Origin of the sequence: Altibacter lentus (assembly GCF_000746845.1) — a bacterium.
Classification (GTDB): Bacteria; Bacteroidota; Bacteroidia; order Flavobacteriales; family Flavobacteriaceae; genus Altibacter; species Altibacter lentus.
Genome location: NZ_KN050846.1, coordinates 534,371 through 557,167, shown reverse-complemented (window position 1 = coordinate 557,167; position 22,797 = coordinate 534,371). Strand labels below are relative to the sequence as shown.

Here is a 22,797-nt window from a genome sequence, read left to right as displayed (position 1 = left end):
GTTGTTTGTCCCGCAAAAATACCAATTTATACCAAAGGTTTTGTAATTTTAGCCAACTCATTGTCTTCTTTAATAGTAAATGGACAAATTGTAAACACTTATGAAAAAATTAGCATTCCTTATCGTTTCGCTGGCGATCATTTCGTGTAATAAGGACGAGAAAACAACCGATTATATACTTCTTAACGGAACTATTGAAAATTCTGAAGAAAGCACTGCCGTAGTTCGGGGTTACGATCTTGAAGAAAAAATTCCCATTGCTTCCAACGGTACGTTGAGCGATACACTCTATTTGGATACCAACGGTTTCTACGAACTTTATATTGGCAGAGAACGTACACTTACTTATTTAGAGAATGGGAAAACTCTTTCTTTTACCGTAGATATCACTCAATTCGACGAGAGCATTACCTATTCAGGGGATCTCGCAGCCGAAAATAATTATTTAGCTGAAAAGTACCTCCTTTCAGAAAAAGAGAAACCATTTCAAGAGGTCTTTTCCATGTCTGAAACCGATTTTGTTACTGAAGCGAACAGCATTCATTCCAAATACGAGGAGCTGTTAAACAATACCGAAGGTCTTTCCGAAGCGTTCAAGGAACTAGAAAGTAAGGAACTGGATTACGAACACATCATGAATCTGGAAAACTTCCAGGAATACCATCGTTACTTTACCGGAAACAGAACGTTTAAAGTATCAGACCGTTACTATGAACCCATGGAAAACATCGATTATGCCGATACTTCGGCCTTTCGTAAATCCATCGCCTATCCGCGTATGCTCGATACCCACTTTAACCGACTTATCAATGAAGCTGATAATGATGATCCTACATTGGCCTATTTGACCAAAGTGGACGAATCGTTGCCCGATGGCTATGCCAAGGATCAATTATTGTATGGTTTCTTGGAATTTGGTATGCGTCCCGATGCGTCCTTGAATGACGTTTATCAAATTTATAAAAGCAGCGCCCCCGATCCTGAAAATCTGGAAAAGATAACGGCACGGTATAACAAACTGCTACCGCTGCTACCGGGGAACGACTCCCCTACTTTCAATTATGAGAATCACAAAGGCGGTAGCACCAGCCTGTCAGATCTAAATGGGAAATATGTATATATCGATGTCTGGGCAACCTGGTGCGGCCCATGTATACGGGAGATCCCGGCCTTAAAGGCGGTAGAGGAAGAATTTGACGACAAGAATGTGGCTTTTGTAAGTATTTCTATCGATGAAGAAAAAGATTACGATACTTGGAAAACCATGGTAGCCGAAAAGAACTTAGGTGGGATTCAATTAATGGCCGACAATAACTGGAATTCAGATTTTGTTGAGAATTATGGTATTTTGGGTATACCTCGATTCATTCTTATCGATCCGCAAGGAAAGATAGTATCTGCAGACGCACCACGCCCGTCAGATCCAAAACTTAGAGACATGCTACAGGAACTATTGTAAAGCAACTAGCTTAAGCTTGTTCGGTTTCGGGAGCGTCTTGTTCAAACAAAGACAGATAAGCACTGCCAATGTGCTCAATGATATCTCCGGCGATAACCGCTTCAAACCCTTTTTCTTGAGAAACTATATTACCGGCACTGCCGTGCAGGTAGACTCCAAACACTGTGGCCAATAATGGATCGTATCCTTGTGAGAGTAAACCGGTGATCATACCGGAAAGTACATCACCACTACCCGCAGTGGCCATGCCCGGATTGCCCGTAGTATTGATGTACAATTTTTCTTCAAAGACAATGATGGAGTTTGCTCCTTTAATAAGCAATACAATCTCGTGCTTTTTTGCAAAGGCCTTTGCCTTGTCCAGTTTATCGTAATCTGAACTCCAGGATCCGATCAATCGCTCAAGCTCTCCGGGATGTGGTGTCAAGATAGAGTGTTTTGGAAGTTGACCTAGTAATTCAGTGTGAGAGGCCAGTATATTTAGGGCATCTGCGTCGAGGAGCAAAGGAATTTCTATGTTCGCTAAAAACTTCTTGAAAGCAGTCACGGTTTCTTCATGAACGCCTATACCCATGCCTATCCCTGCAGCCGATGGTTGAAAGTCATATTGAATCTCCGTCACGAACATTTCGTGTTCGTCTGTGAGTACCATCGCTTCAGGGATCGCCGTTTGGAGGATGTTATAACCACACTTTGCAGTATACGTGGTCGCCATACCGGCACCGGTACGTAACAGAGCTTTGGTAGCTAGAACCGCGGCACCCATCTTTCCGTAACTTCCTGCTATTAGTAGCGCATGACCGTACGATCCCTTATGAACGTACTTTTGTCGTTGTTTGTAGAACAATTGTGCTTCCTGTTTTCCAATAAGCTGTGCCAAGGGTTCTGCGTTACTGAGAAATTCTGCATCCAGACCAATATCAATGGCTTCATAAAAGGGTACGTACGCTCCGGTTTCAGGAAGGAAGAAAGATAGCTTAGGTACTTGAAAGGTAAGCGTATGGTTAGCTTTTAAGACTGCTTCCGGATCACTCAAGGGCTTTTCAGCAAACAACCCGCTGGGAATGTCTATTGACAGTTTAAATGCTTTGCTGGCATTGAGATATTGTATAAGTTTTTTAACCCAACCATCCGGACACCTATTGAGACCAATTCCAAAGATGGCATCGATAATAATATCCTGTGGAGCGATGGTAGGGAAATCGTCTTCAGATTTCATCAATTTAGGCCAGTTCTTGGTCACATTCTTTACACGGTCGTAGTTTATTAAAAACTCCTTGGACCGTTTGTCACTGCAATTTACCACGTACAGGATGACATTGTAGCCGTGCTCAATGAGTAATCGACCCACCACGAGGCCGTCGCCGCCATTGTTCCCGATACCACAAAAGATATGAATAGGAACCTGCGCTCCTTGCATGCGTTGATGCAACCAGTTAAATATTTGTGTTCCCGCTCGCTCCATAAGATCTACAGAAGTAATTTCTTCCTTTTCTGTTGTGATCTTATCGGCTTTGTATAATTGTTCTGAAGAAAATATTTTCATTTGCTCGTTCTTTTTTATTGTACCAAAACACGACCGCTTTTACACTATGCCTGAAAACTATTGATCTAAAAAGTGGACGTATTACCCACAGAGTCTATCTTGTATTTTGTTAGATGTTCGGTTGAGATACGAACTTGCAAGTTACTACCCCTGTTGAAAACAATCAAGCAAATCTTTCGTTACCTTTTACAGATAACATTACATTTGCGAAAAATTTAATACACATGAAGCAAACTGCTCTTTCTCACGTTCACGAACAATTAGGTGCTAAGATGGTGCCCTTTGCCGGTTATAATATGCCCGTTTCCTACGAAGGAGTGGTAGCGGAACATGAAACGGTTCGCTCAGGTGTGGGTGTTTTTGATGTTTCTCACATGGGAGAATTCCTGATCACGGGTCCAAACGCCTTAGCTCTTATCCAAAAGGTCACCAGCAATGATGCTTCCAAATTGGTGGATGGGCAGGCGCAATACAGCTGTTTACCCAACGCGTCAGGAGGAATTGTAGACGATCTAATTGTATACCGACTCGATGCCGAAAAATGGTTATTGGTGGTGAATGCTTCAAACATCGACAAAGATTGGGATTGGATTAAAAGTCACAATACTATGGGTGCCGAAATACGAAATCTTTCAGAGGATTTTTCCTTGCTGGCGATTCAAGGTCCCAAAGCTGTGGAAGCAATGCAATCCTTAACGAGTGTAGACCTTTCAGAAATTAAATTCTACACCTTTAAAGTGGCAGATTTTGCCGGAATTGAACACATTATTATTAGTGCGACCGGTTATACAGGAAGTGGTGGTTTTGAGATCTATTGCAAGAACAGCGAAGTAGCGCAAGTATGGAACAAAGTGATGGAAGCCGGTGCCGATTATGGTATTAAGCCTATTGGATTGGCCGCACGTGATACCCTGCGCTTGGAAATGGGTTATTGCCTCTACGGAAATGATATTAACGACACCACCTCTCCCCTGGAAGCGGGCTTAGGATGGATCACAAAATTTACAAAAGACTTTGTAAACTCTGAAGCGTTGAAAAAGCAAAAAGAAGAAGGAGTCGATATGAAACTGGTTGGATTTCAGCTTAACGAACGCGGCATTCCACGACAAGGCTACGAAATTGTTTCAAAAGATGGATCAGTTATCGGAACGGTGACCAGCGGTACCATGTCTCCGTCATTGAACCAGGGAATTGGTCTGGGCTATGTCCCCGCTGAACTCAGTACTCCCGGAACAGAGATCCTTATTCAAATTCGAAAGAACACGGTGCCGGCTACGGTAGTGAAATTACCGTTCTACAAAGGCTAATATGATCGATTACAAGCAGGTATTAGAAGACATTCACACAGAACTCCTGGGTATTGAGGATACGGGTGAAGTGGCTTCTTACATTCCTGAACTGGCTTCTGTTTCCCAAGATAACTTTGGAATTTACCTTAACCGGATCAACGAAGAGAATTATTGTGCAGGAAATTGGAAGACACGTTTCTCGGTTCAAAGTATTTCCAAAGTGCTCTCTTTGGCCAAAGCATTATCACTGGTGGGAACATCTATATGGAACCGAATGGACGTAGAGCCCTCCGGAGATCCCTTCAATCATTTATCGCTTCTCGAGATGGAAGAAGGAATCCCCAGAAATCCGTTGATAAATGCCGGAGCTATTGTCGTTGCCGATATCCTTATCTCTGAACTGAAAAATCCTAAAGAAGATTTTCTGGCGTATGTTCGGGGCTTGGCGAATGATGCGACCATTAATTATAACGAACGGGTTGCCACATCTGAAAAAGCTACCGGGTTTAAGAACTACGCTACTGCCTATTTGCTTAAATCATTCGGTAATTTAAACAATCCCGTAGACCAAGTACTCGATTTCTATTTTCATCAATGCGCTTTGGAAATGAATTGTGAGCAATTGTCAAACGCCTTCTATCTATTTGCCAATCGCGGAATATGTATGCGCAATAAGGCACATCTTACGCTCACACAGGTAAAACGTATCAATGCGATCATGCTTACCTGTGGGTTCTACGACGAAGCAGGAGAATTTGCTTTCGAAGTCGGACTCCCGGGAAAAAGTGGTGTAGGCGGAGGTATTGTGGCTTTGCTGCCTAACGAATACATTCTGGCCACCTGGGCGCCGGGCTTGAACCCAAAGGGAAATTCCTATCTTGGGATGCAGGCACTTGAAAGATTCACCACAAAAACCGGAGCGTCCATTTTTTGATCGTTCATTTTCTCTATTGATTCCATGAAACAAATCCCTCAAAATAGAATTCTAATTATAGGCGCCAGTGGTTTTATTGGCCATGCGCTCTATAAGGAACTACAATCCTATTTTGATGTCTACGGAACGTATTGCAACGACATTAAAGACCTAAGGGATAATAAGGTGTTTTTTCGGTTTGATGTCACAAAACAGACGATTTTAGAGGTCCTTGCTGAAGTAAAACCATGCGTGATCATCTCTTCGCTAACAGGAGATTTTGCATCACTGCGAACCATGCACCAAACCTTGGCTAATTACGTTCTCACCAATGAAGGAACCAGATTATTGTTCTTGTCTTCTGCGGCTGTTTTCGATGGCAAGTTCGCATATCCATCGTACGAGAACGATCTCCCAATGGCCGAAAGTGACTATGGCAAACATAAACTTGCAATAGAGAAGATCTTACGGGAACTGCCCAAAGAGACCTACGCGATCCTGCGATTACCAACCGTATTGGGAGTAAACTCTCCGACGATATTTCAGCTAAAACAAACTATAAAACACCATGCTTCCTTTGAAGTCTACCCAAATCTTATCATAACGGTTACAACAGCCAATAAGATCGCTCAGCAAATTCACTACATCATCAATCAAAGACTCACGGGGATCTTTCATTTAGCCAGTAGCGATATGGTGCACCATGAAGATCTGTTTCGGGAGCTAACCGATAAATTAAGCAATAAATTGCCTATCTTTAAGCGTGTTTTCAGTCGGAATGAGGAAAGTTATCTGGCTATCCTTCCGAAGGAAAACAAACTACCAAAGCAGTATCGTATTTCGGTGGCAGAGGTCATTGAGGACAGTACGCTTAAAGAAGAGATAAGTACCTTAAAATATTAGTGCCTTATGAAAGCGTTGAGTGAAAAAGAAATTAATGAGAAATTACAAGAATTCGAAGGCTGGGATTACAGTGAAAATGCCATCCATACTACTATCGAGTTCCGTGATTTTAAAGATGCCTTTTCGGTAATGACGCGCATTGCTTTTGAAGCTGAAAAAATGCAGCACCACCCCGATTGGTCCAATACATACAACACCCTGAACATCAGTCTGTCTACACACGATGCAGACGGCGTGACCGAAAAAGATTTTAAACTGGCGAAGATTATTGACGACTTGGTAAGCTAAAATTTTGTACTTTTTTAGCCGAATCAGTTAGCCCTTCATGATCACACGTTTTTGCTTCGGGATAGTATTTTTTACTATTGCAACGATATTCGCTCAGGATTCTTCCCTGTTCTGCGAACAGACGCAGGCATTGAAACTTCTAATTGAAAAGGAGCACGTACGTCCGAAGCCACTGGATGACAGCCTTTCGGCAGGTGTTTACGACCAGTTTCTCGATCAATTGGATCCAAACAAACGGTTCTTTACTACACAAGATATTGCAGTTTTCGAAAAAGACAAGCTTCAATTTGACGATTACATACGCACAGGCAGCTGCGATTTTATTTCAATCTACAGCAGCACATTAACCAAACGCATTGAATTTGCTAAGCGCAGTCTGCTGTTATTGCAGGAACAACCTCTTGATTATTCTGGTACTGATACGCTTGTTTTTACACCCGGCGACTCCTTTAAATATGTAGCGACCGAAGCCCGGATCGCCAAGTATTGGAATAAGAAAGTACGCTACGGAGTTTTGATGCGACTTATTGAAGAAGATTCAATTTTTGCGTCAATACAGCGAAACTTTAAAGAACGTGAAGCCTTGGTAAAACCCGTTGTGATCCAAAGGGAAATTTGCATCCTGGACGAACTGCTTCATCAAAATGGAGGTATTGAACGTTTTGTACAGGAAGCGTTTCTAAATGCTTATGCCAGTTATATGGATCCCAATACACTTTTCTTCAATGATACTGAAAAGTCCGTATTCGAATCGACTTTGTCAACGAACTCGATGTCTTTCGGCTTTATGACTTCTAAGAACGATAGTGGCGAAATAGTGATCGAATACATCACTCCCGGAAGTAGCGCCCATCGCAATGAAGATTTTGAAGAAGGAGATATTATTAAATCATTGAAGTCCGGTAACGATACCATGGAGCTTGTTTGTGTTTCAAATAAAGATATACAAGCTTTTACTCAAGATGAAGCACATTATACCATTGAATTCAGACTTAAAAAACAGGACGGTTCCATGAAAACGGTAACGCTGAGCAAAGCAGAGATCAAGGTAGAAGAAAACACTGTACAAGGTTTTATTTTGGGGTCGGACACCAAAATAGGATATATCAATGTACCCAGTTTTTATACCGATTTTGAATCTTGGGACGGGTTGGGTCTTGCCAACGATCTAGCCAAGGAACTGTACAAATTGGAAAAGGAAAATATTGCTGCGTTGATTATAGATCTGCGGTTCAATGGCGGCGGCTCTATGAAAGAAGCGACCGACCTTAGTGGGATGTTTGTAGACCGTGGGCCCTTATCGATTATAAAGTACAAAGAAGGCGAAATTTCAACTTTAAAGGATGCCAAGCGCGGCATGCTGTTCACTAAACCGCTTTTGTTGCTTGTGAATGGATTTAGCGCTTCTGCTTCAGAATTTTTTGCCGGAGCCATGCAGGATTACAACAGAGCTATTATTGTAGGAACACCTACGTATGGTAAATCTAGCGCCCAGACCATACTTCCGCTTAGCAATGAAAAAGAACTGGGATATTGTAAGATTACGGTAGATCAATTTTACCGCGTAACAGGAAAGAGTTTGCAATCGGAAGGGATTATTCCGGACATTCAGTTGCCGGACATGTACGATCGGTTGCCAAATGGAGAAAAACATCTAAAGTTCGCACTCGCCATAGATTCCGTACCCGTCACTTTAAAGCACAGAGCACTAACGCCTTTTCAATTAGGGCAGATCAAGATGCGAAGTGCGAAGCGGGTAACTGCCAGCACCGGGTTTCAGAACATTCGAAAATTCAATGAACTCCTGGTAAACAGCTACATTAACAAGGATACAACCTACTCATTAACCCTCGAAAATGTCTATAATGATTATACAGGATCTTTAAACCTCTGGAAAAAATATGCCGACGAGTTGGAAGGCTATACTGCATCCATGGTGGTTTCAAATACCATGGTTACCAATGAGTTGCTTGCGTATAGTTCTGAAGAAAAGAAAGCGAATACAATTATTCTGAAAGAGATCACTTCAGATCTCCAAATTGAAGAAGCCTATCACATCTTAACCGAATATCTTTTAGCACCAAACACACATTAATATGAAACTGAAACTCCTTTTTATTTCCTTTCTCATTCTTGGCATCTCAAACGTAGCGCACGCACAGAACTTTAAAAATGCCTTGGAATACTTAGAATTTATTTCGAGTGAACAAGAGATTATTACCAAAAACATGTGGAAATACACAAAGGCTATTGCTCACAGCAAAAATGAACGCAGTGTGGACGGCTCTCGAAACTCCCTCATTAAATCGATGGAGCGAGCAATCTTAAAAATAGAACGCGCCGAGGGATTTGACGGAGATACTTATAAAAATCAGGTGCTCGAAAATCTAAGATTGAATGAAAGCTTAATGAAACAGGATTATGAGAAGATCATTGATATGAAGGCCGTCGCAGAACAGTCTTACGATCAAATGGAAGCGTATATGCTGGCACGCGAACTCGCCGATAAAAAAATGGCAGAAGCTCAGCAGGATTACGAAACACATTTCTATGCATACGCTGCAAAGCATAATATCGATATTATTGAAAATGAATCGGATCTTGGGAAAAAGATGGCGATCTCTTCGGAAGTCTTTAAACATTACAATGATATGTACCTGCGTTTCTTTAAAGTGAACATTAATGATGTATACCTCTGGGAAGCTATTGAGAAAGGTGATGTAGGGGCCATTCAGCAAAACGGGAATGCATTGCAGCAAATGGCCGAAGAAGGTTTGAAGCAATTAACTGAAGCAGAACTGTATAAAAGCGACCCTTCCTTGTTAGAAGCAACCCAACGCGCTTTTAATTTCTTTATAGAAGAAACTGAAACGAGCATTCCACAAGTAGTTGCATTCTTACTGCTCAGCGACGAGGTCGAATCCATTAAAACAACCCTCGAAAAAACACCCGAACGCAAACGCACAAAGGAACAAATAGATGGTTATAATCTAAAAGTAAAAGAAATAAATAAAGCTATTGGCAACTACAATAAATTGATGGCCTCCTTAAATAAAGACCGTCAACAAGTGATCAATAATTTGAATCTTGCCAATGAAAAGTTTTTGGCTAAACATATTCCCAAGGACTAACAGATTTTATAAATTTGCCAAAAATTCTGTAAATAAACAGTTACTATGGGAAGAGCGTTCGAATTTCGCAAAGCACGTAAGATGAAGCGGTGGTCCGCAATGTCCAAAGCCTTTACACGTATTGGTAAAGATATTGTTATGGCCGTTAAAGAAGGCGGACCCGACCCCGATGCTAATTCCCGCTTACGTGCCGTGATTCAAAATGCCAAGGCGGTGAACATGCCCAAGGATAACATTGAGCGGGCGATTAAACGGGCGAGTGACAAGAATCAGGGCAATTATAAGGAGGTTTTGTTCGAAGGTTATGCGCCTCACGGGATAGCAGTACTTATTGAAACCGCTACCGATAATAATACACGAACCGTAGCGAATGTTCGCTCCTACTTTAATAAATCTGATGGAAGTCTCGGCACATCCGGATCGGTAGTTTTCATGTTCGATCACACCTGTAACTTTCGCATTCAGGGAGAAGGTATGGACTTAGAGGAATTGGAGCTGGAATTGATCGATCACGGCGTGGAGGAGATTTTTGAAGATGAAGACGGTGTGTTGATCTATGCTCCTTTCGAAAGTTTTGGGTCGATACAAGCCTATCTGGAAGAAAACAATATCGAGATCCTTAGTTCAGGATTCGAGCGAATTCCTCAGGTCACCAAGAAACTTTCAGAAGCTGAGGCGGCAGACGTCGAAAAATTGCTTGAAAAGTTGGAAGAGGACGATGATGTACAAAATGTTTACCACACCATGGAAGAATCTGCTGAATAATAAAAAAAGCCATCTTTTTCAAGATGGCTTTTTAATTTATAGAGGGCCTTACTACTCTTTATAAAATGACAGTGAAGATGCTCCTGACAACAATACGTTCATTGTAGGTGCAATATTTCCTCCGGCATTTATATTCTGAAAGGCCAGTACCCTACCCCCGCTATTTGCTCGTTCTGCAATAAATACAGTGTTTGTTTCTTGGTCAAATTCTGCAGCGACCGGGTTCCCCAAGAAGGTGCTGCTTCCGGCCACACGCACTTGGTTTCCTGCTACTGCCATCGTTTCTCCGTTGGCAACGGCATTGAATTTAGTTTGAAAGTCGCTAATTACATGAAAACCTCCATCAGCATCCAAAGCAGCGTCACCAATATCAGTAAGGATCATTGTAGAACCATCAAAGGCAAGCCCGTGAGTTCGCGTAATACCTTCGATGGTGATACGCTTATTCGCAGCTACGGTGGCGTCTGTGGTATTGGTTGCCGTGAAATTGGTAAATACAGCGATGTCGGAAGTTTTATCCACCACTGCAAATAGGTCGTTGCCTACGAACTCAATTCCCCATACTGCAAAATCAACTGTCACTGTATTTCTCAAAGTGAATCCGTTGGAATCCTTAACGTATACAAAGAACCGACCGTCGGCAGTATTAGGATCCCCGTCGACATCGGCGTTGTCTGAAACAACATAGAAATTCCCATTGACGGCTACATCTCTGGGACTTTCCAGATCTGCCGAGCTGGATATATTAGCATTGATAGTGATACCATCTTCGGCTACAGAGATATTCGCATAGGAATTTAACTGTAAGAAGGATCTTGAAGCTTGTGTTACGGCATCGGTTGAACCGTCGTAATGAATACCTTCAGAATCAAGGGATAGTGTTAAGAAGGTCTTTGAGGTGGCAGTACTGGGTTCACTCACATCGTATTTTGTTACGTTTCCATTAGAATTATTGGAAGCGTAAAGTTCTCGACGTGAATCGGCAGTGGGTCCATCATCATTTCCTGTGTCATCGTCGCTGCTACATGCGGTTGTCATCAGACCCGCGAAAAGCAGTAGTGTTAAAAATTTGTACATTTTCATAGTGTTACTTTTTAGGTTTGTGGCTAAATAACTAGAAAATGAAACAATACGTATTTTTCTTTTACAAGATTAACGAGAATTTAACCTGCTGTTGTTGAAAGTCAAAGGGTTACTGTCTAGCTAACATGAGGGCTTTAACAGAGATTTAGATTAATGATGTGTTAAGAAACGAAAGAGGATCACATCAATTTGTTAAGAGTATTCCGGCACCTTACCTACGATGTTTTCAAAATAAGTGCGAAGCAACCGAGTGTCCTCATCAATGTCGCCGGAGATATAGAATGGTGGATTTATGGTCACTGTTTTAGTAGCATAATCGAAGGAAACCGGAATAATGGGCACGTGGGCGGCTTGTGCAATATAGTAAAAACCCGTTTTCCATGCCTCCACTTTTTTGCGTGTACCTTCCGGTGCTAAGGCCAGCCTGAACTCTTCTTTTTTTCTGAAGACTTCAGCGATCGCCTCCACCTTATTCTGGCCCGAGGTCCTGTCGAGCGGAGCGCCTCCCATCCACCTAAAATACCAGCCAAAGGGCCATCTGAACAATTCTTTTTTGGCTACAAAATTGATTTCGGTTTTTAGGATACGACGAGTAAAAACTCCTATGAAGAAATCGTGCCAACTGGTATGCGGAACCACGATCACAACGGCCTTTTTGATAGAAGGGTCAAAACTGCCCTCGATCTTCCACCCCATTATTTTAAAAAAAATAAATTTTGTTAGGCCCATCTCTTGCTTACCCTGTTTTACATTTTAATGTAGAGTTCCTTCAATTTATCTCTGGTCATTATTGTTTCCCAATGCTCACCCAATGCATTCTCCCATAAGGGGACCAGACTTAAAGCGATATCTATCATGGTATTCAATTGTGCTTCGGAAAGATTACTACAGAGCCCTGTTGGGATATCAATGTTATGCTGCTTCACCATTTTCTTGAAGAGGGCGACATCTTTCGGGTAGAATTCAGCCAAATGGTCGAATACAATACAATTCCCGATCCCGTGTTTTGTACCCAGTACGTAGGAAAGTCCGTAGCTCATCGCGTGTGCTACACCCACTTGCGAATATGCAATGCTCATACCACCGTGCCATGAGGCCATCATCAATTTTCCTCTGGATTCTTCATCGGGTAATCCTTCATCCAAAAAGATCTCCTTACACAGGTCGTAAGCTTTCTCACCGTAACTCTGACTAAATGCATTAAGAAACGTACCGTTAAGAGATTCTACACAATGAATAAAACAGTCCATCCCTGTGTAGAACCATTGATTCTTCGGAACCCCTATTGTGAGTTCCGGATCCAGAACCACTTGATCAAAGGGCGTGAAATCACTGTTGATACCAAGTTTTCTCACAGGTCCGGTAAGAACCGTAGTTCGTGAAACTTCAGCTCCCGTACCCGATATTGTAGGAATACCCACATGATAAACCGCCTTGTTCTTTACGAGGTCCCAGCCTTGATAGTCTGCAGCACTGCCTTTATTTGTTAGCATGATCGAGACTGCTTTTGCAAGATCCAACACGGTTCCACCTCCAATACCTATGATGCCTGATGGTTTATAGGTAAATTCAGATTTAATGTCTTTTACAATTTGATCCACCTGCGTAGTTTTTGGCTCTTCTTCCGCAGAAACGAACAATAATTTGTCATTGAACCGAAGGTGTATCCTGTCCAATAGATCCTTGTTCTGCTTAAAAACATCATCGACCAAGAAGATAAAAGGTGCTTTGTCTTTACGTTGCGGTGCCAAAATGGAACCTAACTGGTCAAAACAACCCTGCCCAAAAACCACCTTGGGAACCATTGGAAAGTTTCGGAATTTGTTATTAACAGTTTCCTTCTTCTCTTCTTTCAACACTTTATTGGCTCGTATAAGGTCTTCGGGCGTATCGATCTCGATCCCTTGTGCATTGGAAATAGCCATTTTTATATTTTTTCCATACTCCAGATAACGTATGCATTCTATCTTCTCGGCCGCTTCCAGAGTTCGCATAGGCAGCCTATAGAAGTCCATTAAAGCCGATTTACGAAAAGCATAGATTCCTTTGTGCTTGTAATACTGTACAGCTACATTCTTATCTCTCGGATACGGTATAGGTGAACGGGAAAAGTATAGTGCAAAATTATCTTGATCCACGATCACTTTCACGCAGTTAGGATCACTTATCTCTTTCCAGTCATGAATCTCGGTCATTAGAGATGCCAGATCGATCTTTTCGGCATCGGGCCCGTCGAATACACTCAATACCTGTTCCAGCCCTTTTTTACTCGTAAAAGGCTCATCTCCCTGAACATTGACCACTATATCGACATTCATGTCGGCTACTGCTTCGGCGATCCGGTCACTGCCGCACTCGTGTTCACGCTTGCTCATAATGGCTTTACCCCCGTTCAGTTCAATTTCATTAAAGATGATCTCGCTATCGGTGACAACGAAGACTTCATCAAAGAGATTGGTCTCTTTTGCTGCTTCGTAGGTTCGAACGATCACAGGCTTTCCGCCTAGATCTTGCATTAATTTTCCTGGGAATCGAGAGGCGCCGTAGCGCGCCGGGATCATTGCTATTATTTTCAAACTAAAGTGTATTAAAGTCTTGTTTTCAAAAATAAGAAGATTAACCAGTAGTGTTGCGTTTTTTGCGAAGCTTTTTATAAAACTTATACAGGCCGAAAAAAATTAACAATACGCAAACAAAGGCCAGAACAGGAAGGAAAATAGACAAGATGGCTAGAACCGTCGACGTACCCGCTTCTATGGTGGAAACCACCGGATTGGCAAGACCACCTGTTGTAGCGGTAGAACCCAGCCGAATCGCCGATGTATTACCCTGAACTGCCGCTGCTGTCCCTCCACCGGCAATGATCGCCAGCGTCCATGTAACGATTGGATCCAGATTTGTAACGGTGGCCACCATAACAGCGGTACCCGCAATAGCTGCCAGTGGAATAGCAATCGTATCTAACGCATTGTCCAGCCAAGGAATGTAATATCCCGACACTTCTACCAACGTGGCGACCCCTAAGGTGATCACAGCCGTAAGACTGCCCATCCATTGCCAGTTTTCGTTAAGCGGTATCACATCGTAATGGGCGGCGAGGCTCATGACCAATAAGGGCAAAAACACCCTGAATCCCACAGCCGCTGCAAGACCGATGCCTAAAAAAATACTCAATAAGATCTCAACCCACTCCATAGTCACTAATCTACAAAAAACTCATCTTTAAAACCTATGAGGTACAATTTTTCTTGAGCCCTCGTAACCGCAGTGTACAACCATCGTAAATATTCCTTGTCAACCCCGTTGGGCAAATACGGTTGTTCCACAAACACAGTGTTCCATTGTCCTCCTTGCGATTTATGACAGGTGATGGCATAGGAGAACTTTACCTGAAGTGCATTAAAATATTTATTGTTCTTGACCGAAAGAAAGCGCTTGTAATTCGATTTTTCTGAAGCATAATCCTTTTGAACTTCCTGGTACAGCCGGTTAGAGTCTTCATACGAAAGTGAGGGTGCTTCAGAAGTGAGCGTATCTAATAAAAGCACTGTTTCAAAGGGAGCCATTTTAGGATAATCGACCATTCTAATATTTACTTCCGCGAAGCGAAATCCATATAATTCTTTAATACTGAAGATCTCCAGCACCTCAATAATATCTCCATTGGCTATAAACCCTGCCTCACTTTCGGTCTTTACCCAAAAGTAATTATTCTTAACCACCATGAGATAATCTCCGGCAGATAAGTCCTCCTCTTGATATAAAATACGGTTTCGGATATTTTGATTGTAAAGGTTTGCTCTTTTGTTAGAACGCACAATGATCACGGTGTCTTCATTTCCCAATGTTGCATAACTATCTTGTATGGCTTCCATGAGTTCTTGTCCGTCCAACGGACGTATTACTTCAGGATAGGGTAATTCAGAAAACTTAAATGCTTCATACAGCCCGTCTTCTATACGTGTGCGAATGTGCGTAGCATTCACCAGAATGCCACTATCCCTTTGTTGTCGTACGACCTCGTCCAATTCGATCTCAATGACCTCTTTATTATAATGGCTTTCCAACGTATGTTTATCTAAGGCAGGACTGATGTTCAATTTCACGGGAGGCAACTGTGCCGTGTCTCCAATAAGTAACAATTTGCAATTCTGACCATTGTAGACGTATTCCATTAGGTCGTCCAAAAGCGATCCGTTTTCGAATAATTTCGATTCCTGATTAATATCCGGAACCATAGAAGCTTCATCGACTATAAAAATTACATTTCGGTGTTTGTTCTTCTGGAGTGTAAAGGAAACCCCTCCCCCTTTTTGGCTTTTTGGATAATAGATTTTTTTGTGAATGGTAAAAGCTTCCTTGTTAGCGTAGTTACTAATCACTTTAGCCGCGCGTCCGGTAGGGGCCAGTAATATAGAAGATCGTCTTGCTTTCCCTAGGTTTTTAACCAACGTACCCACCAGCGTTGTTTTTCCTGTTCCGGCATAACCCTTCAATAAAAATGTTTGACTTTTTTTATCGCTTAGGGTAAAATCGGCCAACAATTGCAGAGCAAGATCTTGCTTAGCGGTGGTATTGTGGGGGAAATCATTTTTTAAAAGGCTGTAAAACTGCGAAATATCCATGAATGTTGTAGGCGTCTAATAGCCCTTAAAGATAGCCATGATTTTTTCGGATTATACTTTAACGAACAAAAAAAAATTGTAGATTTGCGATAGACCTATTAAACAACATAATTAAACTATCAAAATAATGAAAATAGTAATTCAACTACTACTTTGGATTGTGATCGCTTTTTTGGGATATCAACTTTATACTTCCATTAGCGGACCTATCGCTTTTAACGAAGTGAAAGAAGCACGTTACGCCAAAGTGATAAAAAATTTGAAGGATATTCGGGATGCAGAGTTGGCCCATCAAGAGATTACAGGGAATTTCACAGGAAGTTTTGATAGTTTGGTTCGGTTTATCGATACAGCACAGTTTGCTATTGTACAGCGTCGCGACACTAGTTTCGCCGATGTCGCTAAGAATAAGGCTTTTGGAATCGATGAAGGATATTTTATCGAAAAAGTACTTATCGATACCCTTGGTTATACTCCGGTAAAAGATTCGTTGTTTGGCGGTGGCGATCGCTACAAGACCATGATGAATATTCCCGTAGAAGGCGTAGATACCAAAATTGAACTTCGGGCCGGTAAGCTTAAAAAGAACGATGCTACCTACTCTGTATTTGAAGCACGAGTACCAAAAGATGTGATTTTAGCCGATCAAGACAAAGACCTTTTAGCTCAGGAAAAGCAAGTGGTTTCTGTAGACGGTGTTAATGGACCTTACATTAAAGTGGGCTCAATGAACGAAGTGAACACGAGCGGGAACTGGCCAAAAATATACGATACTGTTAAAGACCAATAACATAGATCCAAACATTCAAAAGAAACTGTCCGTTCAAATTGCCTTGACCGGACTTTCTTTTTTAGTGTCAAATTCAGACACGAAGGAGCCTATTTTCTACACTGAAAAAAAGTTTGCTACACCGCGCACCCCCGAAGAACTGCTGCTTGAGCTCGAACAATTTTTTTCAGAAAATAAAGAACTGGAGAGCTCTTTAGAGATAACACTAATTTATGCAACGAATGTATATGCGCCCGTACCTTTATCATTATTTGATGAGACAAAGACCAGTGAGTATTTAAAATTCAATTCAAAGATACTGGCGAACGATTATATCTCACATGATGCCTTGGAATCGGTTGGAACAGTGATTGTCTACATTCCGTTCGTGAACATCAACAACTATATCTTCGATCGTTTTGGTAGTTTTCAATACTATCACGCAACCACCGTCCTATTGCGATCGTTCCTAGCTTCAGAAAAGCATACGCGGGACGCTAAGGTCTTTGTTCACGTTACAGAGACCCACTTCGATCTCCTGGTGTTAAAAGATGGTGCGCTTCAGCTTTGCAATAGCTATTCGTATAGAACACCCGAAGACTTTGTGTATTACATACTTTTTTGTTTTGAACAACTGAAACTCAATCCTGAAACAGTTCCCGTGACCTTCTTCGGAAGCATTTCAGAAGAAAGCGATCTGTTCCAGATAGTTTATCAATATATTAGGAATGTATCGGTCGCAACACCCCCTGCCACTGCAACACAAAATTTAACCATGGAGGAACCCAACTCCAATTATTTATTGACCCTAAGCCTATAATGCGAATCATTTCAGGAATACATAAAGGAAGACGCATCACTGCTCCAAAAACACTACCGGTACGGCCTACCACAGATCTTGCGAAGGAGTCGCTTTTCAATATTCTGAACAACAATTACCACCTTGATGAAATTACCGTGCTCGACCTCTTTTCCGGGACCGGAAATATAAGTTATGAATTTGCATCACGCGGCGTTCCCGTCGTAATGGCGGTAGATGCTCACTATGCCTGCGTCCAGTTCATTCAAAAAACAGCTGAAGCACTTGCGCTTCCCATTACAACCGTAAAGGGCGATGTGTATAAGTTCTTAGCGGGTCAAGGACAGTCCTTCGATGTTGTCTTCGCAGACCCTCCATACGATCTTCCTCAAGAACAGTTTGAAGCCATTGTGCAACTCATTTTTGAGAATTCCTGGGTAAAACCAAATGGAATGCTTATTATTGAGCATTCAAAACACATGGACCTTTCGTCGCAACCTAATTTTTCGCAAGCCAGAAAATATGGTGGTTCGGTCTTCAGTTTTTTTCAACAAACCTCATGAAGCCTTCCATAGTTAAAAAAATTAAACTTGATTTTGCAAGAATAGAGATTCACCAGCACTATATGATATCGCAAATCAAGGAAGGACTTGATTTTGAACAACCTCACTTGGAAGCAATTTACGAGATGTTTGAAACGTACTTCTCCGGCCGGCCCTTTGTTTCCATAGCCGACAGAAAGAACGATTATACCATCAATCCAAATTTGCTCAAAGATACTCGTTACAAGAATCTTTTAGGCATTGGAGTTGTGTGCTATTCGGAAGCCTCTTACAACAACGCCCTTTTTGAAAAAACCTTTTTTAAAGGAAAATTCGAGCCGTTCTATGAGATGGAGGCCTGTAAAGAATGGGCATTACAACTGGTGGAAGATTTTAATAAATCGAATTGATCCAAGACATTCTATTCAGGGTTTTGCGGCTTCGGGAATTTTCTGCGTCTTTAAAAAGCTGTCGAAAAAAAGTTTAAATTTGAGTGTGTTCATATTACACGTTACACTTTATGGTTCCCGCTCCCGGTTATTCAATAAATATTGGCTTTGCCGATTTCGATTTATACGACAATTATCTGGTTGGAACCATCCACGAAGGTGTGTTGTTCGATGTGCCGCACATCAATAAATTCCATGAGATCTTCGACAGGCACTACTACAATCGTCCTTTTGGATATATATCGAATAGAAAGTTCGATTATACTATCAATCCTAATTGCTATTCAGAATCAAAGAAATACAATTCACAATTGGTGGGTGTTGCCACCCTGTGTTATTCTGAAAATACCTTTAAGATGGCCTCTTTTGCCGAAGAATTCCTAGCATGGCCACATAAGGCTTTCTACACCATGGAAGAATGTAGAGCGTGGATAGATAAACAGTTGGAATTATATAAAAAAGCAGACCTGTAAGCCGGATTCTGTATTCGCACAAGGCGAATCCTTATCATTTATCTGGGCGTGCTGTTACCAGCACGCTCTAGCTGCCTACCCTCCTGCATCGGGCGGGGACCCTCAAGCACAGGTTTACGTGGCATTTCACCGCATAGAGTTTACCCGATTTCACTACAGCATTACCTGTACATCCTTTCTGTTGCACTTGTCCTCTTACGCCAAAGCGTAAGGACGGCCGTTAGCCGCTATGCTTCCCTATGGTGTCCGGACTTTCCTCACCGATAGCTATCGGAGCGATAAGGCGGTCTGCTTTTGCAAAAGTACTCCAATGTTAATAAATACCGTAAAATAGCAAGCCCTAATTTTTAAAAACTAAGCCTACATCTTTATATTTGTTTTTCGCTTATGGAACATTTCATTGTATCGGCCCGAAAGTACAGACCCACCACGTTTAAAGACGTTGTAGGTCAGCAGGCGATTACAAATACGCTCCAAAATGCCATAGAGAACAATCATTTAGCCCAAGCACTTTTGTTTACCGGTCCGCGTGGTGTTGGAAAAACCACTTGTGCACGGATCCTGGCAAAGCAGATCAACCAAGACGGGACCCAAAAAGCAGATGAGGATTTTGCATTTAATATCTTTGAACTCGACGCTGCTTCCAATAACTCGGTTGACGATATTAGAAATCTCATTGACCAAGTGCGCATTCCACCTCAGGTAGGAACTTACAAGGTCTATATAATCGACGAGGTTCATATGTTGTCCTCTGCAGCTTTCAATGCATTTCTCAAAACCTTGGAAGAACCGCCAAAACATGCAATTTTTATTCTGGCAACGACCGAAAAACATAAGATCATTCCAACCATTCTATCGCGGTGTCAGATCTTTGATTTCAAACGGATCACAGTGCAGGATATCAAAGGCCATCTGGCCGATGTCGCAAAATCAGAGAACATACAGGCAGAAGACGATGCCCTTCACATCATTGCTCAAAAGGCCGATGGAGCCCTTAGGGATGCACTTTCTATTTTCGATCGTGTGGTGAGTTTCTCGGGGCAGGAATTGACGCGACAAGCTGTTACCGAAAATTTGAATGTGCTGGATTATACCTACTATTTTGCGATCACCGATCTGCTGCTTCAGAATAACATTCCCGAAGCACTGGTTGCGTATGATGCCATTCTGGCACAAGGTTTCGACGGACACCATTTTATAACCGGGCTAGCTTCTCATTTCAGAGATCTGCTGGTCTGTCAAAATCAAGCGACCATCCAGTTACTGGAGGTTGGTGAGCAAGTGAAGACCATGTACTTTGAGCAATCACAGAAAACTCCACACGACTTCCTGATCGATGCCATTGAGCTTGCCAACGACTGTGATCTCAAATATAAAAACAGTAGAAACCAGCGGTTGTTGGTAGAACTTTGCTTGTTGCAACTGGCTTCTTTAACCGCCAGAGGCGAAAAAAAAAATCCTAATTCCTTCGGAAAGAAGAAAATTGAACGTTTCGTAATACCGCCCTCTTCTTTTACTGAAAGGACGATCGCTTCGGAAAAGCAAACAGCTCTTCCGGAAGTTACCGAAACCATTTCCGAAGAAACCGGTCCAGCTGCTGATACACCATCAGAATCGTTTGTTTCCTACACAACTGAAGCTTCTGCGGGGATAACACCTTCCGAAGAGAGAAACGATCTTGTTATTGAGCGACCCCGTATACTCGCAGAACGAAATGCGAAAAAAGTGTCGGCTTTATCCTTAAAGAGCATCCAAAAGAAGCAAGCGATCCAAAAAGAACGTATTGCCAATCAACCGGACGAAGAGAACCTTCCTACAAGCGACTTTAATGAAGACCAGATGATCGCGGCTTGGAAGGAGTATACCGATACAGTAGAAAAAGACGGAAAGTATAATCTGCTTTCACACCTTACCATGGGCGTGCCAAAACTTGAAGGATCCTTGATCCATTTGGAATTCCCAAATTCCACTATTAAGGTCGAAGTTGAAAGAGCTAAGTATGAATTGCTTGGTTTTCTGCGAGAAAAATTACAAAATTACGACATTGACCTTTCCATAGAAGTAAACGAGACCATCGAAAAGCGTTATGCGTATACCACGCGTGAAAAATTTGAAAAATTACGAGAAAAGAATCCTCTAATAGAAGAATTGCGAAAAGAGTTCGATCTGGATATTTAAAAGATGATTTCTTTTATCCTTGACCGGAGGAATATTTTCCTTTAACCCAAAAAAAACAAACATGTTAGGCTTGCAGTTACCTACAGATCCACGCTGGGTCAACATAGTTGAGAAGAACATAGAAGAAATTCTTACCGATCACGCCTACTGTGAGCAGAAGGCGGCCTCCACAGCGATCTCGCTTATCGTTTCCTTTCCCGAGTACACCGAATTGGTACAGGAAATGGTCGCTCTGGTAAAAGAAGAGATAAGCCATTTCAAGATGGTGCATGACAGGATCCTGGAGCGGGGTTGGGTTATGGGTCGTGACCGCAAGGACGAGTACGTGATACAGATCACACAGTTTTTTCCGAAAGGAGGCAGCAGGACCACACAGTTGGTACATAGATTGTTGTACGCCGCGCTAATTGAAGCCAGGAGTTGTGAACGATTTCGTTTGCTAAGTGAAGAGCTGGAAGATAAAGAGCTGGCAGAATTCTACAGAAAATTAATGGTTAGCGAAGCAAATCATTACACCATGTTCCTCCGTTTTGCGAGGCAGTATGGCGACCGAACCGAAGTGGATGCGAAATGGAAAGAGTTACTGGAATTCGAAGCACAGTTTATGAAAGACCTTGGTAAAAAAGAAACGATCCATGGTTGAGTGGTCATAGAATGTGGTACGATCAATCCTGATTGACTTCGAGGGATTCTGCTATCTTTTCGTTATATAAGCTCTTAATGATACCATCAGACAAACCGATCTTTGGCACAAAGATATTCTTTGCTCCTGCCCATTTCATTGCAGAAAGATAGATACGCGTAGCCGGAACGATCACGTCTGCCCTGTCCGGGTTCATATCCATCTGTGTGATACGCTCATCTAAGGTATAGGAACGAATAAGATCGTAGAAGGAAGCCAGATAAAAATAGCTTAAAGGTTTTCCTATCTTCTTACCACTGTTCTTATAGATACTGTTAATGTTTCCCCCCGACCCGATCACAGAGATCTTCTTATAGGGCTTGGTGTTCGATCGAATCCATTCTTCCACCTGTTGCCACATGGTGTCTTCCACCATGTCGTTCAACAATCGTACGGTCCCTAATTTAAAGGATTTTGAGGCTACGGTTTGGCCTTCGGCAAAAATGGTGAATTCGGTACTTCCGCCGCCCACATCCACATACAAAAAGACCTTGTCGTTCTGGATCAAGGATTTAAGATCTGTGGACGCAATGATGGCGGCCTCGTCATTTCCATCGATGATATTTATAAAAACGCCGGCCTCTTTTTTAATTCTATCTGCAATTTCCTGTCCGTTGGTAGCTTCACGCATAGCTGAAGTCGCACACGCCTTAAACCGCTTCACATTGTGGGTGTTCATCAGCAGTCGAAAGGCATTCATGGCATCGATCATACGTCGTGTATTGACCTCGGATATCTTTCCTTCCAAAAACACATCGGCTCCCAATCGAATGGGTACACGAACCAACGATGTTTTTTTAAACAAGGTGTTTTTTCCTTCTTCTTCAACCACTGTAGCGACAAGCAAGCGTATAGCATTCGAGCCGATATCAATGGCGCCATATTTTTCAATGTGTAACAAAT

General features: G+C 42.1%; 21 protein-coding genes, 1 other RNA gene and 1 pseudogene. 14 read left to right on the top strand and 9 right to left on the bottom strand.

The features are described 5' to 3' along the window. The first annotated feature begins 100 nt into the window (after positions 1-100). On the top strand, positions 101-1,459 hold the full coding sequence (locus tag JS40_RS02650) for a TlpA family protein disulfide reductase (RefSeq protein WP_034258124.1): 1,359 nt from the start codon (positions 101-103) through the stop codon (positions 1,457-1,459). Between the two features lie 10 nt (positions 1,460-1,469). On the opposite strand, the gene JS40_RS02645 is transcribed toward JS40_RS02650, so the two are convergent. Further along, positions 1,470-3,005 (bottom strand): bifunctional ADP-dependent NAD(P)H-hydrate dehydratase/NAD(P)H-hydrate epimerase, encoded by a 1,536-nt coding sequence (locus tag JS40_RS02645; protein WP_034258122.1) that lies wholly within the window; start codon positions 3,003-3,005, stop codon positions 1,470-1,472. A 224-nt stretch (positions 3,006-3,229) separates the two neighbouring features. Between JS40_RS02645 and gcvT the strand changes: the two genes are divergently transcribed. From gcvT to JS40_RS02610, 7 genes are read left to right on the top strand one after another with little or no spacing between them, the layout of a single operon-like run. Continuing rightward, entirely contained in the window at positions 3,230-4,312 is a 1,083-nt protein-coding gene (gcvT, locus tag JS40_RS02640; RefSeq protein WP_034261975.1) for a glycine cleavage system aminomethyltransferase GcvT, read from the top strand. A 1-nt stretch (position 4,313) separates the two neighbouring features. Continuing rightward, a complete protein-coding gene (locus JS40_RS02635; RefSeq protein WP_034258121.1) occupies positions 4,314-5,228 on the top strand; it encodes a glutaminase in 915 nt (304 codons plus the stop codon). Positions 5,229-5,252: 24 nt separating this feature from the next. Then, positions 5,253-6,110 (top strand): sugar nucleotide-binding protein, encoded by an 858-nt coding sequence (locus JS40_RS02630; protein ID WP_034258120.1) that lies wholly within the window; start codon positions 5,253-5,255, stop codon positions 6,108-6,110. Between the two features lie 6 nt (positions 6,111-6,116). Further along, positions 6,117-6,398, top strand: a complete 282-nt coding sequence (locus tag JS40_RS02625) for a 4a-hydroxytetrahydrobiopterin dehydratase (protein ID WP_034258119.1) — start codon at positions 6,117-6,119, stop codon at positions 6,396-6,398. A gap of 37 nt (positions 6,399-6,435) precedes the next feature. Next, positions 6,436-8,493 carry a S41 family peptidase gene (locus tag JS40_RS02620; protein ID WP_034258118.1) on the top strand — a complete coding sequence of 686 codons (2,058 nt, stop codon included), beginning with the start codon at positions 6,436-6,438 and terminating at the stop codon, positions 8,491-8,493. A 1-nt stretch (position 8,494) separates the two neighbouring features. Further along, on the top strand, positions 8,495-9,529 hold the full coding sequence (locus tag JS40_RS02615) for a hypothetical protein (protein ID WP_034258117.1): 1,035 nt from the start codon (positions 8,495-8,497) through the stop codon (positions 9,527-9,529). A gap of 45 nt (positions 9,530-9,574) precedes the next feature. Continuing rightward, positions 9,575-10,294: a YebC/PmpR family DNA-binding transcriptional regulator gene (locus JS40_RS02610; protein WP_034258116.1), complete on the top strand. Its 720-nt coding sequence runs from the start codon at positions 9,575-9,577 to the stop codon at positions 10,292-10,294. Positions 10,295-10,345: 51 nt separating this feature from the next. Here JS40_RS02610 and JS40_RS02605 read toward each other — a convergent pair whose 3' ends face one another. From JS40_RS02605 to JS40_RS02585, 6 genes and pseudogenes are all read right to left on the bottom strand, one after another. Next, positions 10,346-11,377, bottom strand: a complete 1,032-nt coding sequence (locus JS40_RS02605; RefSeq protein ID WP_034258115.1) for a hypothetical protein — start codon at positions 11,375-11,377, stop codon at positions 10,346-10,348. A 192-nt stretch (positions 11,378-11,569) separates the two neighbouring features. Beyond that, a complete protein-coding gene (locus JS40_RS02600; RefSeq protein WP_034258114.1) occupies positions 11,570-12,106 on the bottom strand; it encodes a 1-acyl-sn-glycerol-3-phosphate acyltransferase in 537 nt (178 codons plus the stop codon). A gap of 17 nt (positions 12,107-12,123) precedes the next feature. After that, positions 12,124-13,182: an iron-containing alcohol dehydrogenase family protein gene (locus tag JS40_RS15555; protein WP_034261973.1), complete on the bottom strand. Its 1,059-nt coding sequence runs from the start codon at positions 13,180-13,182 to the stop codon at positions 12,124-12,126. A gap of 45 nt (positions 13,183-13,227) precedes the next feature. Continuing rightward, positions 13,228-13,938 (bottom strand): annotated as a pseudogene (kdsB, locus tag JS40_RS15550) (3-deoxy-manno-octulosonate cytidylyltransferase); the annotation flags it as partial. A gap of 55 nt (positions 13,939-13,993) precedes the next feature. Further along, positions 13,994-14,572, bottom strand: coding sequence for a DUF4126 domain-containing protein (locus JS40_RS02590; RefSeq protein WP_034258112.1), 579 nt, complete (start codon positions 14,570-14,572; stop codon positions 13,994-13,996). 5 nt (positions 14,573-14,577) lie between these two features. Further along, entirely contained in the window at positions 14,578-16,002 is a 1,425-nt protein-coding gene (locus JS40_RS02585) for an ATP-dependent DNA helicase (protein WP_034258110.1), read from the bottom strand. A gap of 127 nt (positions 16,003-16,129) precedes the next feature. Here JS40_RS02585 and JS40_RS02580 point away from each other — a divergent pair, with 127 nt between their 5' ends. The 4 genes from JS40_RS02580 (at position 16,130) to JS40_RS02565 (ending at position 18,522) form a co-directional block, all read left to right on the top strand. Next, complete coding sequence (locus JS40_RS02580; protein ID WP_034258108.1) at positions 16,130-16,792, top strand: hypothetical protein; 663 nt, start codon at positions 16,130-16,132, stop codon at positions 16,790-16,792. 43 nt (positions 16,793-16,835) lie between these two features. After that, the gene (locus JS40_RS02575; protein WP_051957475.1) at positions 16,836-17,591 is read left to right on the top strand and encodes a DUF3822 family protein; all 756 of its coding nucleotides are present in this window, start codon (positions 16,836-16,838) and stop codon (positions 17,589-17,591) included. Continuing rightward, positions 17,591-18,133: a 16S rRNA (guanine(966)-N(2))-methyltransferase RsmD gene (gene rsmD, locus JS40_RS02570; RefSeq protein WP_034258106.1), complete on the top strand. Its 543-nt coding sequence runs from the start codon at positions 17,591-17,593 to the stop codon at positions 18,131-18,133. Before JS40_RS02575 ends, rsmD begins: the two co-directional genes overlap by 1 nt. A 62-nt stretch (positions 18,134-18,195) precedes the next feature. After that, positions 18,196-18,522 (top strand): hypothetical protein, encoded by a 327-nt coding sequence (locus JS40_RS02565; protein ID WP_152558117.1) that lies wholly within the window; start codon positions 18,196-18,198, stop codon positions 18,520-18,522. Positions 18,523-19,015: 493 nt separating this feature from the next. On the opposite strand, the gene rnpB is transcribed toward JS40_RS02565, so the two are convergent. Further along, an RNA gene (gene rnpB / locus JS40_RS14980) (RNase P RNA component class A) lies at positions 19,016-19,329 on the bottom strand. Positions 19,330-19,421: 92 nt separating this feature from the next. On the opposite strand from rnpB, the gene JS40_RS02555 reads away from it, so the two are divergent. Together JS40_RS02555 and miaE are read left to right on the top strand one after the other, a co-directional pair. Beyond that, on the top strand, positions 19,422-21,212 hold the full coding sequence (locus JS40_RS02555) for a DNA polymerase III subunit gamma/tau (protein WP_034258100.1): 1,791 nt from the start codon (positions 19,422-19,424) through the stop codon (positions 21,210-21,212). Positions 21,213-21,273: 61 nt separating this feature from the next. After that, positions 21,274-21,855 carry a MiaE family protein gene (gene miaE / locus JS40_RS02550; protein ID WP_034261967.1) on the top strand — a complete coding sequence of 194 codons (582 nt, stop codon included), beginning with the start codon at positions 21,274-21,276 and terminating at the stop codon, positions 21,853-21,855. Between the two features lie 22 nt (positions 21,856-21,877). Here the strand turns inward: miaE and JS40_RS02545 are convergent, their stop codons facing one another. Then, the gene (locus JS40_RS02545) at positions 21,878-22,795 is read right to left on the bottom strand and encodes a Ppx/GppA phosphatase family protein (protein WP_034258098.1); all 918 of its coding nucleotides are present in this window, start codon (positions 22,793-22,795) and stop codon (positions 21,878-21,880) included. Positions 22,796-22,797: the final 2 nt, after the last annotated feature.